Origin of the sequence: Pseudomonas segetis, assembly GCF_900188155.1 — a bacterium.
GTDB lineage: Bacteria > Pseudomonadota > Gammaproteobacteria > Pseudomonadales > Pseudomonadaceae > Aquipseudomonas > Aquipseudomonas segetis.
The window spans coordinates 620,475-633,065 of the sequence record NZ_FZOG01000001.1 but is presented as its reverse complement, the minus strand read 5'-3'; the positions used below and the strand labels follow the sequence as shown (position 1 = coordinate 633,065).

Below are 12,591 nucleotides of genomic sequence, written 5' to 3'. Positions count from 1 at the left end.
AAGCCCCGCACTTGGCGGGGCTCATAAGTCACAATGACTTGGGCTTAGCTTGCACTTCCGGTTTGCGCCAGGTCCATCAACTCCCGGTTAGCCACTGCATACATGGCGTAATCGGTGGTTGTCGCGGCACGCAGTTCCGCCAGCATGAACTTCCAGCGCTCGACCATGCGCCGATGCTCTTCTATCCAGACCTGAACACGCGCCTCGATATCCTCTGGTGCATCGGTCATTTGCAGAACCGAGACAGTGATTCCGCGCTGCTGGTAATCCAGGTCGTCACGGAAGGCTTCGCGGGCCAGTCCCTGCCAATTATTTTCAACCGGCAAGCCGTTGATCTGCTGCAAGTACCACGACAGCTCCAGGCTATCGCCAATCGCGAAGTAAGCCTCGGCAACACGCGCCGGATCCTGTCCGGTGACATCCGAAGCCTCGATGATAGGCAACAAGGTATAGAGCTGGCTGGTGCCTGCAACCACTTGGGCCAGTTCTTCCGGCACACCAGCTTCGACATAAGCCTGGAAGCGCGCCAGCCACTGCTCACGCGCCGGGCCTTCAAGCAAGTCCTTGAGGCTCAGCGCCAGGGCCTCAACCCGCGGCCCAAAGTGCGCGACATCACGTGCGGCATCCAGGTCATTGCGACGACTGCGCAAGAACCAACGGGTTGCACGACGACCCAGGCGCATCAGCTCGTCCATCATCTGCAATTGCAGCTCGGCAGGAACCTTGTGATCAAGCGCCTCGATCTGCTTCCACCAGCGCGGCAGGTGGAACACATCACGCACTACCACATAGGCGCCAGCCACATTGGCCGAACTCATGCCGGTGGAATCCTTCAGCCGCTGGACGAAGGTGATGCCCATGTGGTTGACCAGATCGTTGGCAAGCTGGGTGCTGACGATCTCGCGCTTGAGGCGGTGCTGACGCATCGACTCGCCAAACTTGTCGACCAAAAGCGCCGGGAATGCGCTCTCCATTTCGCGCGCCAGATACTCATCATCAGGCACTCGCGAAAGCAGCAACGACTCTTTCAAGTCGATCTTGCTGTAGGAGATCAATACCGACAGCTCCGGACGGGTCAGCCCAAGGCCGTTGGCGGTACGTTCGTTGAGTTCATCATCCGTGGGCAAGAACTCCAGCGCACGGTCCAGTTTGCCTGCGGCCTCAAGCACCAGCATCAAGCGCTTGTACTCACCTACGCGCTCACGGGCGCGGCGCGTAGCCACCGACAATGCCTGTGTTTGCTTGTAGTTGTTACCCAGCACCAGCGCACCCACGGCATCGGTCATTTCTGCCAACAGCTTGTTACGCTGCTTGCCGGTCATGTCGCCTGCGGTCACGGTTTCGTTGAGCAGGATCTTGATGTTCACTTCATGGTCGGAGCAGTCCACACCACCGGCGTTATCGATGAAGTCGGTGTTGCTGGAGCCGCCATGCAGGCCAAACTCGACACGACCTAGCTGGGTCATGCCGAGGTTACCGCCCTCGCCCACAACCTTGGCTCGCAGCTCGCGTCCATCGACCCGCAATACGTCGTTGGCCTTATCGCCCACATCGGCATGGCTTTCCTTGCTCGACTTGACGTAAGTGCCGATCCCGCCGTTCCAGATCAGGTCAACTGGCGCCTTGAGCAATGCATTGAGCAGCTCGGTCGGGGCCAGCTTGTCTTCACTGATATCGAAACGTTCCTTCATCTCCGGGCTGATGTCGATGCTCTTGGCGCTGCGCATGAAGATGCCGCCACCTGGAGAGATCAGCGAGGTGTCGTAATCCGTCCAGCTTGAGCGGGGCAGATCGAACATGCGCCGACGTTCGACAAAGCTTTTTGCGGAGTCCGGGTTCGGGTCGATAAAGATATGCAAGTGGTTGAATGCCGCCACGACCTGCAATTTATCCGAGAGCAACATACCGTTGCCGAAGACGTCACCGGCCATGTCGCCAATACCGATCACGGTGATCTCATCGGTCTGTACGTCGATACCGCGCTCACTGAAGTGACGCTGCACCGACACCCATGCGCCCTTGGCGGTGATGCCCATGCCTTTGTGGTCATAACCGGCCGAGCCACCCGAGGCAAAGGCATCGCCCAGCCAGAAGTCGTATTCGGCGGCAATACCGTTGGCGATGTCGGAGAACGTTGCGGTGCCCTTGTCAGCCGCCACCACCAGGTAAGGATCATCCGGGTCATGACGCACAACATTGGCCGGCGGAACGACTTCGCCTTCCTTGAGGTTGTCGGTGATATCCAGCAAGCCGCTGATAAAGATGCGGTAGCAGGCAATACCCTCGGCCTGGATCTCATCGCGCGTACCATTGAGCGGCAACCGACGGGGCACAAAGCCGCCCTTGGCGCCGACTGGAACTATGACCGCGTTCTTGACCTGCTGCGCCTTGACCAGGCCCAGCACTTCGGTACGGTAGTCTTCCTCGCGGTCGGACCAGCGCAAGCCTCCCCGTGCGACCTTGCCGCCGCGCAGATGCACGCCTTCGACACGTGGCGAATAGACGAACACTTCGAACATGGGTACCGGCTTCGGAATTTCCGGAACGGCCCGAGGGTTCAACTTGAAGCTGAAGTACGACTTGCTCTGGCCGTTGGCATCAGTCTGGTAGAAGTTGGTGCGCAATGTCGCCTTGATCAGGTCAAGGTAACGCCGCAGGATGCGATCCTCGTTAAGCACTGCAACATTGTCCAGCGCGCCAATGATGGCCTGCTCGAGCTTCTGTTGTTTATCCTCAAGGTCATCGGCTGTCAGCTTGCGCGCCAGGTAAAAGCGCGTGCGGAACAAACGCACCAGTTCCTTGGCAATATCGGCATGATTAAGCAGGGTTGCCGCCACATAGCTCAACGAAAAGCCCAGGCGAATCTGCTTTTGGTAACGTGCATAGGCCCGCAGCAACGCGACTTCGCGCCAAGGCATGGCCGCTGTCAGCACCAGGCGGTTGAACGCATCGTTCTCGGCATTGCCGCTGACGATATTGACGAAGGCGTCTTGCAGCGTGTCGTTGAGTTGCTGGATATCGACATCAAGACCTTCGGCATAGGTGAAAGCGAAGTCGTGGATCCAGTATTCCTTGCCATCGCTTTGGAACAAGCGGTACGGAAACTCGCCCAGCACTCGCAGGCCCAGGTTTTCCAGGATGGGCAATACATCGGACAATGGCAGCGGCGTATCGGCGTGATAGAGCTTGCAGTGCAGCAAGTTATCGCCTTGCGCCAGTGGCTGATAAAAACTCATGACCAGCGGGCGCTCGGCGCTGAGGCTGAGCAGGTGCTGCATGTCGACCACCGCCGAATGCGGTGCAAAGCGCTCGCGATAACCGGCCGGGAAGCCTTTCGGGAACTCAGCCAGCACGTTGGTGCCCTGGGCCTCGCCGAGACTTTCAATCATCAAGCTGGCGTAATCGTCCTTCCACGAACGGCAGGCTTGAATCACCTCTTGTTCAAGGCGTGCAGGATCAATGGTCGATTTGTTCTTCGGGTCTACCCGCAAGATAAATTGAACCCGTGCCAGCACGGACTCGGAGAAGAAAGTCCAGAATTCGCAGTCTGTCGCGTTGAGGCGCTCCATCAGCACTTGCTGGATCTTGACCCGCGTTTCAGTCGAATAGACATCGCGCGGCACATAGGCCAGGCAATAGCAGAAGCGGCCATAAGGGTCACGGCGCAGGAATACGCGGATCTTGTTGCGTTCCTGGATCTGCACGATCGACATTGCCGTGTTGAACAACTCGTCGACTGGAGTCTGGAACAGGTCATCGCGGGGCAATACTTCCAGGACTTGCGCCAGTTCCTTGCCCAGGTGGGCCTTGCTGTCGAAGCCGGAACGTTGCTCGATCTCGGTAATTTTGCGGCGGATGTAAGGGATCTTCCACACACTTTCGGAGTAGACCGCAGAGGTGTACAAGCCCATGAAACGGTACTCTTTGACCACCTTGCCCTTGCTGTCCAGCTCACGGATGGAGACAAAGTCCGGGTACGCCGGTCGGTGAACACGGCTTGGCACTGCGGCCTTGGCAAAGGAAAGCAGCTTGGGCTCGCGCAGGTAGCTTACGGCCTCTTCTTCAATGTGCAACTCTTGGCTGCTGAGGCCGGTACGCAACCCCTTGGACAATCCCAGCAGTGATTTTTCGTCATACACCAACTGGCCGCCACCAGGCGCGTCGACAACGGTAAACTCCTCGTAGCCGAGGAAGGTGAAGTTGTTGTCGAGCAGCCAACTCATGAAGACCTTGATTTCTTCCAGCTCGGCAGAATCAACCTTGAGCTTGGTCTTGCTCAGCCAGACCAGCAGCTCTTGTGCCTTGGCTTTCATTGGCAGGAAGTCTTCGACACTGGCCCGTACTTCAGCGAAAACTTCATGGAGTGACTTGGCCAGGGCCTGCATTTCCGCGTTGTTGGCGCAGCGATCGATCTCCAGGAACATCAGCGCTTCCTGGGTAACATCCTTACCGGTCGTGCCCTTGGGCAGAATTTCCTGCAGCTCGCCTTTCTTATTGCGGCGAACATTGAACACGCTGTTCTGCAAGGTATGGATATTGTAGCCACGGCGGTTGAACTCCATGCGTACCGAGTCAACCAAAAACGGTGTATCCGCATGCAGGATCTCGACAGCCGTGTGGGTGGACTGCCAGCCATGCTTCTCGTAATCAGGATTGAATACACGAACCTGTGGTTCGCTCGGATCAAAACGTTCAAGCAATCGCCAGGAGGACAATGTGCAGCCAATCAGGTCGGACAATCGACGCTGGATCAGCTCCTCAAGTGCAATAATTCCAAAAAATTGCTCAGCGAAAAGGCTTATTTGTGGTAGCCCTTGTTCGCTAACGTGCTGAGCCAACGCCGCTTGCAGTTGATGCTGAAAGTCGGCTTTGCTGGCCGCCGTAAAGAACGCCATGGCTTGTATGCTCCGTTTGGCTTGTAAAGAAACTAAGGCAGTGTCGATAAGGTTTAGTGCCCCAACGTAGTAACGTTAGTCTACGAGGCGCCTATTGCATTACAGTGGCACCTCTTTGTATCTGGCGACTTTCGAGACTGGCGGGTCACATTTGCCAGCCCAGCTTACCGATGGAGCACGGCCAAGCGCTTGTCAGGCTGCGACATTTTCTTTCACTAAGCATGCGTGCTTCCCATACAGCGGACATCAACGCCAGCTGTCCAGCAGCTGCATACCCTGGACCCAAAGTTCACAAGCGCCTGCCCCGGATCGGCCAGGCCTGTGTTTTTGCTCAGAACCCTGGGCGATCACAGGCAGTTCCGAATCAGCAATGCGGCGAAATGTCACTACACCCACGCCTGAGCAGAGCGTAAAACATTGGCGTCCAACATGGGCCAAGCCACCACGCCTGATGGAGAGCATGTTTTTTTTGCAACGACCCCTAGTTTTTTCGCCCGGCGACGCCATATGCACTGCATAGGCAAAACTTACTTCCGGTAAGCGCTCGAATCGCTCAAAATCAGCCGTTATCGCCCGGCCCTGTTGTGCGATTATGTGGCTATTGCTGCGGGCTCGCAGAGACGTGTACCGGTAGCGGCCTAAACCCAATAGTTTTACGTGCGGTGCGTTGAACAAGCTGTCACACCTTAATTGGTACAGGATTGGTATTTTGGAAAACACAGAAACCGCGAAAGGCCCGGATCACCGGGCTGCATTGAATGAACTACGCCACTTTCTTTCAAGCCAGATCCTCGGCCAGGAAAAACTCGTCGAACGACTGCTGATTGCCCTGCTCGCTGATGGCCACATGCTGGTCGAGGGTGCGCCCGGCCTGGCCAAGACCAAGGCGATCAAGGAACTTGCCGAAGGCATCGAAGCGGAATTTCACCGGATACAGTTCACCCCGGATCTACTCCCGGCCGATATTACCGGCACCGAAATCTACCGCCCGGAAACCGGCAGCTTTGTGTTCCAGCAAGGGCCAATCTTCCACAACCTGGTACTGGCCGACGAAATCAACCGTGCGCCAGCCAAGGTCCAGTCGGCCTTGCTCGAGGCCATGGCTGAGCGCCAGGTCAGCGTTGGTCGCAGCACCTATGACTTATCACCACTGTTCCTGGTAATGGCCACGCAGAACCCAATCGAACAGGAAGGTACATATCCGCTGCCCGAAGCCCAGCTTGATCGCTTCTTGATGCACGTGAAAATTGGCTTCCCGGATGCAGTGGTTGAGCGCAAGATTCTCCAGCAAGCCCGTGGCGAAGCACTTAACGGCGAAGCCAAGCCTGAACACAGGGTAAGTCAGCAAGCCATTTTTGCCGCACGCACCGAAATTCTCGGCCTGTATATGGCTGAAGCGGTAGAGGAATACCTTGTACAACTGGTCATGGCCTCACGCACCCCGGCCAAGTTCGACGCGGAACTGGCCGAATGGATTGCCTATGGCGCCAGCCCCCGGGGCACCATCTCGCTGGATCGCTGTGCCCGTGCCCATGCCTGGCTTGCCGGTCGTGACTTTGTCAGCCCGGAAGATGTGCAAGCCGTGCTTTTTGACGTGTTGCGTCACCGCATTATCCTGTCGTTCGAGGCAGAGGCAGCGGGCATCGACCAGGACCGTGTTATCCAGCGCATTCTCGACGTAGTGGCAGTTGCCTGACACCATGCACCTATCTCCTAGCCAGCCTGGCGTTCGCGTTAATCTCGCGGAATTGATCGACATGCGCCATCGCGTGCGTGAAGTACAGCTGTTCTCTTCACCCTCCAGGCGCAGCCCGCTGATTGGCCTGCATCACTCCAAGTTGCGCGGGCGCGGTGTCGATTTCGATCAAGTACGTATTTACCAGGCTGGCGATGATGTACGCACCATTGACTGGCGAGTAACGGCCCGCACCCAGGAACCGCACACCAAGCTCTTCCATGAAGAACGTGAGCGCCCCATCTATATCCTGGTCGAGCAGAGTCAGCGCTTGTTCTTCAGCTCCAGGCTGATGTTCAAGTCGGTACTGGCCGCGCAGGTAGCCAGTTTGATTGGCTGGGCAGCGCTGGATCACAACGATCGCGTTGGGGGCCTGGTGTTTGGCAACAACGAGCATCACGAAGTCAAGCCACGGCGCAGCAAGCAAAGCCTGCTGCAATTACTCAGTCGCCTGGCAAAGGCAAACCAAGCCTTGCCTGGCAACTTACAAAACAACCGCGACGCCTTTGGCCTCGCCTTGCGCCGCGCACGCGAAGTACTGCGCCCAGGAAGCCTGGTCGTGGTGGTTTGTGATGAACGCACCTTGAATGACGCCAGCGAACAGCAACTTAGCCTGCTTGCCCGCCACTGCGAAATCCTGTTGCTGCCGATCTCCGACCCACTCGACCAACAGTTACCGGATGCCGGCCGGTTGCGCTTTGCCCAACAGGGTGCCCAGCTGGAGCTGGACAGCCACAACAGGGATCTGCGCAAGGCCTACCAAACCCAGGGGGAATCCCGTACGGCACGCTGGCAGCGGCTTTCGCAAAAGCTCGGTGTGCCCTTGCTACCACTCACTACCGAGCGCGAAATGGTTGACCAACTACGTGACCACCTCAATGGCCAGCGTAGCAGGAAGCAGTCATGAACCCACTCGACCAACTCGAACCCTTGATCGCACCGCAAGCCGTCGGCTGGTGGCCGCCAGCACCTGGTTGGTGGCTGCTGCTACTGCTCGCCCTGGCGGCAACGATCTGGGCCATACGCATCTATAGACGCCGTGCGCCCAGACTTAAAAAGACGCGTACGGATTCATCCATGGACCCCGCTCGCCTCGCCGCGCTAGCTGAACTCAACCAACTGCAAAAGCCCTACTACGGCGCCGCTGCCGGACCTTGGTTACAACAGCTCAACGCCCTGCTCAAGCGCTTGTGCCGACAACGCTATCCCGACAGCAACAGCCATGTGCTTAGCGGTCGTGAGTGGCTGGCATTTCTCGACAACCGCTGCCCTGCCGCTGGACTGACGCGCTGGATGGTGCTGGTCGAGGGCAACTACAAGCCCAACTGCATACTCGACGACAAGGCGATTGAAGGCCTCAACAGCGCCGTCGATATCTGGATTCGCAAACATGTTTGAATTCACCTGGGCATGGATTTTCCTGCTGGCGCCCTTGCCCTGGCTGCTACGCATGGTATTACCGGTTGCCGATAGCGGCGAAGCGGCGCTGAACGTCAGCTACCTGAGTGAACTCGAAGGACTTAGTGGCCGCAAGGCGCGGGCCAACTTGTCCAAGTGGCGGCGCCAAGCACCCTTCGCCCTGCTCTGGATTTGCCTGCTCTGCGCAGCAGCACGTCCGGAATGGGTCGGCGAACCACTGCCATTACCCGCCAGTGGTCGTGATCTGATGGTAGCCGTGGATATTTCCGGCTCCATGGAATACGCCGACATGCAGATGGACGGCCACGACGTCAGCCGCCTGACGCTGGTCAAACATTTGATGGGCGAGTTTATTCAAGGCCGAGTCGGAGACCGTGTTGGCTTGATCCTGTTTGGTAGCCAGGCATACCTGCAAGCACCGCTCACCTTCGACCGAAAAACCGTGCATACCTGGCTTGATGAAGCCGTCATTGGCATCGCTGGCAAAAACACCGCCATCGGCGATGCCATTGGCCTGGCAGTCAAGCGCCTGCGCGAACGACCGGCAACCAGCCGTGTACTGGTGCTGGTCACCGATGGTGCAAACACCGGTGGTGAAATCGAACCAATGCAGGCTGCGCGCCTGGCTGCGGACTCGGGCGTAACCATCTACACCATTGGCATAGGCGCGGACCCACAACAAGGCGGAATCATGGGCATGCTTGGCCTGAACCCTGGCCTGGACCTTGATGAGCCCACGCTGCAGGGCATCGCCGATCTTACCGGCGGTGAATACTTCCGTGCCCGCGACAGCGACGAGTTGCAAGCCATTGAAGCCACGCTCGACAAACTGGAGCCGGTGGAGCAAAAACCAACCCTGGCCCGTCCCGCCAAGGCGCTTTACGTCTGGCCGCTCGGCATTGCCATGCTTTTGAGCCTGTTGCTGGTGATCCGCGAGGTCTGGCCACAAATCCAGCAAGCCATGAGTCGCCTGCTTCTGCGAGGCCGCAATGATTGAGTTATTGAATCAAGCCTGGCCGCACTGGCTGCGTCCCTACTGGCTAGCACTATTACCACTGCTGTGTGCATTACTGTGGCTGCTGTGGCGCCGGGAAAAACGCGCTGGAAGCTGGCAACAAATCCTACCTCCGGCCTTCCACGCAGCCTTGCTCAGCGGTGGCGATGGTCGTCGCAGTCGACTGCCCTGGTTATTGCTCACCTGCGCATGGCTGCTGGCCTTGGTCGCCTTGGTCGGACCAAGCTGGCAACAGATCGAACAAAAAACCCTCAAGCCTGCTGACCCGCTGGTCGTGATGCTAGAACTGTCACCCCAGATGCTTGCCGCCGACCTGTCGCCGGACCGGCTCGAGCATGCCAAACGCAAGATCATCGACCTGCTCGAAGCGCGCCGTGATGCCCAATCGGCAATTGTGGTCTATGCCGGCAGCGCCCATACGGTGGTACCACTGTCTGATGACCTGGCCACCTCACGCAACCTGCTCGAAGCACTCAAACCCTCGATCATGCCGGAACCTGGCCACCGCGCCGACCTGGCACTGGCCAAGGCGCTCGACCTGCTCAAGCAAGGCGGCCAGGGCCATGGCCGCCTACTGCTGATCACCAGCGGCTTGAGCAGCCAGGAACAAGACGGCATCGCCAGCGCCATGGCAGGTTCTACCAGCCACCTGAGCATACTGGCCGTTGGCACCAAGCAAGGTGCGCCTATTACCCAGGAAGACGGCAGCTTCCTCAAGGATGCCAAGGGCTCAATTCTGATTCCGCGGCTGGATAGCCAGGGCCTCAGCCAGTTTGCCCAACGGCTTGGCGCAGGTTACCAACGCAGCACCATCAGCGATAACGACATTGAGCGCCTTGGTTTGCTCGATGGGCCCAGCCAGATGCGCGACAACGGCCAACAAAGCCGCTTGCAAGCCTGGGCAGACCAGGGACACTGGCTGTTATTGCCCCTGCTACTGCTGGCTGCATTTGCCGGGCGACGCGGTTGGCTGATGTGCCTGCCATTGTTGCTGCTGAGCATGCCGCAACCTGGCTACGCCTTTACTTTCGACGACCTATGGCTTCGTCCGGATCAACAGGGCCAGCAACTGCTGCAACAGAACCGACCTGAAGAGGCTGCCAAGCACTTCACTGACCCCCAGTGGCAGGCCCAGGCGCTCTACCAGGCAGGCAACTATCCTGGTGCAGCCGAACGCTTTGCCACCAGTGACAGCGCTGCCGCCCACTACAACCGGGGCAATGCGCTAGCCCGGAGCAATGAGCTGGAAGCCGCAATCGAAGCCTATGACCAGGCCCTTGAATTGCAGCCCGACCTGACCCAGGCGCAGAAGAACAAAGCACTGATCGAACAAATGCTCAAGCAAAAGCAGCAAGAGCAAAACGACAAGAAAAACCAACAGGACCAACAGAACCAACAGAACCAGGATAAACAGCAACAGCAGGGCCAGAGCCAGGACCAGCAGGCAGGTGACTCGCAGAATCCCAGCCAGCAAGCCAAGGACTCATCGCAGCAGGACGCTAAGTCCAAGCCTGATCAGCCTTCCGACCCAGCCAAACAGCAAGGCGCCGACAAAGCCCAGTCCAAAGACCCCGGCGAGCAAGACAAAAAACGTCAAGGCACACAGGCCAATGCGCCAGACAAAGCGGCGGACAAGCAAGCCAAAGCCAAGCTCGCGGATGACTCAACCAGCCCAATGGACGCCGAGCGACGCCAGGCTATGGAACAATGGTTGCGACAGATCCCCGATGACCCGGGCGAATTGCTGCGCCGCAAATTTTGGTACGAACAGCAACAGCGTCAGGAAACCAAACGATGAAACGCCTGTTTTGCACTTTTCTCCTCTGCCTGCTCGCCTTCACGGCGCAAGCAGGCGAGAACTTTACTGCCAGCGTGGATCGAAGCCAGATCGACAGTGGAGAAATGGTCGAGCTGACACTGGAGTCCGATGACACCACCTTGTTTGGCAAGCCAGACTTGAGCCCGCTGACCAAGTTGTTCGATGTATACAGCACCCGCCAGGTCAACCGCCTGACCAGCGTCGACGGCGCATCACGCGCCACCACGCGCTGGATAGTGACCATCTCCCCCAAACACGACGGCTATGTGGTTATCCCGCCCATCAGCCTTGGCGATAAGACCACAGAGCCAATCACCCTGCATGTGTTGAAAGCCTCCGAGCGTAACGACAAAGATAAAATGGCGCCGGTATTCATTGACGCCAGCATCGATAAACAAAGCGTCTACGTACAGGCCCAGGCGATTCTCACCCTGCGTATCTATCACTCGGTTTCGCTTTACGATGACAGCAGCCTGACGCCACTGGAAATTGACGACGCACGGGTCGAACCATTGGGCAAACCGCATACCTACGAGAAACAGATCAATGGTGTGCGCCATGGTGTAATTGAACTGCGCTACGCCATTTTTCCGCAAAAAAGCGGCACTCTGACTATTCCTGCCCAAACCTTCACCGCCACTACCGTTGGTCGTGCAAACCCCAATGACTTCAACCCATTTGGCCCTCGTCCAGGCAAGGTTGCCCGGGTCAAGTCATCGGCCATCCCGCTAACGGTCAAAGCCAAGCCGGCCAGCTACCCAAGCGATGCCCCCTGGTTGCCCGCCAGCGCACTGAGTTTGGCTGAGTCCTGGTCACCGGAACCGGACAAGGCCAAGGTCGGAGACTCGTTGACCCGTACTTTGCTACTCAAAGCCGAAGGCCTGTCCAGTGCTCAACTTCCGGCCCTGCCGCAAACCCAATCCAGCGGCTTGAAACGCTACCCGGATAAACCCCAGCTAAGCAATGAAGCCAGCGAGCAGGGAATAATCGGCAGTCGCGAGGAGCGTGAAGCCCTGGTCGCCAATCAGGCTGGCAAGGTTGAACTGGCTCCGGTTGAAGTGGTGTGGTGGAACACTGACAAGGATCAACTCGAACGCACCAGCGTGCCTGGACGCACACTTGAGATTGCCGCCAATAGCGAAATCACCACCGACCCGATACCAGCTCCCGCCCTACCCGTCACGTCCCAGGCTGGGCAAGCCGTCTGGCCCTGGCAACTGGCATGCTTCATATTGAGCCTGACCAGCCTGATCGGCTTTGCCCTGTGGTGGTACGCACGTCATCAGCCTGCAATCACCCGTGTCGCCCCGACCGGGCCGAGCCCGCGCTCACTACTTGATGACATCAAGCGTGGCTGCCTGGCCAACGATACACAGGCCAGCCGTGCCGCGCTCGATGCCTGGGCGCGCCAGCAGCCGGAAACACTGGCAGAAATGGCTGCGCGATACGAACCCCTGTCTGCAGAGCTGCACAACCTCAATGGTGCGCTTTACAGCGAAACAGCCCAACATTGGCAGGGTGAGGCCTTGTGGCAGGCGGTGCGTTCGTTGCCGCCTCTGGCCCCGAACGAGACAGCCAGCAACGCCGATAGCAGTGCCTTGCCTGCACTTTACCCGCGCTAAAACAACCGCTCTTGAAAGGTAGGCCAGGAACCTGCCTGGGCAACAAGAGTCTATTCATGGCAACAGATGTACAGCACAAAATCCCC

The 12,591-nt window shown here is 58.1% G+C and carries 7 protein-coding genes; 6 read left to right on the top strand and 1 reads right to left on the bottom strand.

Annotated elements, in window-relative coordinates; genetic code table 11:
* Positions 1–44: 44 nt before the first annotated feature.
* Complete coding sequence (locus CHB79_RS03015; RefSeq protein ID WP_089358839.1) at positions 45–4,895, bottom strand: NAD-glutamate dehydrogenase; 4,851 nt, start codon at positions 4,893–4,895, stop codon at positions 45–47.
* 709 nt (positions 4,896–5,604) lie between these two features.
* Between CHB79_RS03015 and CHB79_RS03010 the strand changes: the two genes are divergently transcribed.
* Genes CHB79_RS03010 through CHB79_RS02985 form a run of 6 tightly spaced genes read left to right on the top strand, consistent with a single transcriptional unit; the run spans position 5,605 to position 12,505 of the window.
* Positions 5,605–6,591, top strand: coding sequence for an AAA family ATPase (locus tag CHB79_RS03010; RefSeq protein ID WP_010483074.1), 987 nt, complete (start codon positions 5,605–5,607; stop codon positions 6,589–6,591).
* A gap of 4 nt (positions 6,592–6,595) precedes the next feature.
* Complete coding sequence (locus tag CHB79_RS03005; protein WP_089359188.1) at positions 6,596–7,537, top strand: DUF58 domain-containing protein; 942 nt, start codon at positions 6,596–6,598, stop codon at positions 7,535–7,537.
* Complete coding sequence (locus CHB79_RS03000; RefSeq protein WP_089358838.1) at positions 7,534–8,028, top strand: DUF4381 domain-containing protein; 495 nt, start codon at positions 7,534–7,536, stop codon at positions 8,026–8,028. The genes CHB79_RS03005 and CHB79_RS03000 overlap by 4 nt, the downstream gene beginning before the upstream one ends.
* Positions 8,021–9,046, top strand: coding sequence for a vWA domain-containing protein (locus CHB79_RS02995; RefSeq protein WP_010483069.1), 1,026 nt, complete (start codon positions 8,021–8,023; stop codon positions 9,044–9,046). The genes CHB79_RS03000 and CHB79_RS02995 overlap by 8 nt, the downstream gene beginning before the upstream one ends.
* Positions 9,039–10,862 carry a VWA domain-containing protein gene (locus CHB79_RS02990; protein ID WP_089358837.1) on the top strand — a complete coding sequence of 608 codons (1,824 nt, stop codon included), beginning with the start codon at positions 9,039–9,041 and terminating at the stop codon, positions 10,860–10,862. Before CHB79_RS02995 ends, CHB79_RS02990 begins: the two co-directional genes overlap by 8 nt.
* Positions 10,859–12,505 carry a BatD family protein gene (locus CHB79_RS02985; protein WP_089358836.1) on the top strand — a complete coding sequence of 549 codons (1,647 nt, stop codon included), beginning with the start codon at positions 10,859–10,861 and terminating at the stop codon, positions 12,503–12,505. The genes CHB79_RS02990 and CHB79_RS02985 overlap by 4 nt, the downstream gene beginning before the upstream one ends.
* Positions 12,506–12,591 lie beyond the last annotated feature (86 nt).

Excerpts from the sequence above, each read along its gene's own strand:
- CHB79_RS03015 (WP_089358839.1), bottom strand. The coding sequence starts at position 4,895 with ATGGCGTTCTTTACGGCGGCCAGCAAAGCCGACTTTCAGCATCAACTG.
- CHB79_RS03005 (WP_089359188.1), top strand. The coding sequence starts at position 6,596 with ATGCACCTATCTCCTAGCCAGCCTGGCGTTCGCGTTAATCTCGCGGAA.
- CHB79_RS03000 (WP_089358838.1), top strand. The coding sequence starts at position 7,534 with ATGAACCCACTCGACCAACTCGAACCCTTGATCGCACCGCAAGCCGTC.
- CHB79_RS02995 (WP_010483069.1), top strand. The coding sequence starts at position 8,021 with ATGTTTGAATTCACCTGGGCATGGATTTTCCTGCTGGCGCCCTTGCCC.
- CHB79_RS02990 (WP_089358837.1), top strand. The coding sequence starts at position 9,039 with ATGATTGAGTTATTGAATCAAGCCTGGCCGCACTGGCTGCGTCCCTAC.
- CHB79_RS02985 (WP_089358836.1), top strand. The coding sequence starts at position 10,859 with ATGAAACGCCTGTTTTGCACTTTTCTCCTCTGCCTGCTCGCCTTCACG.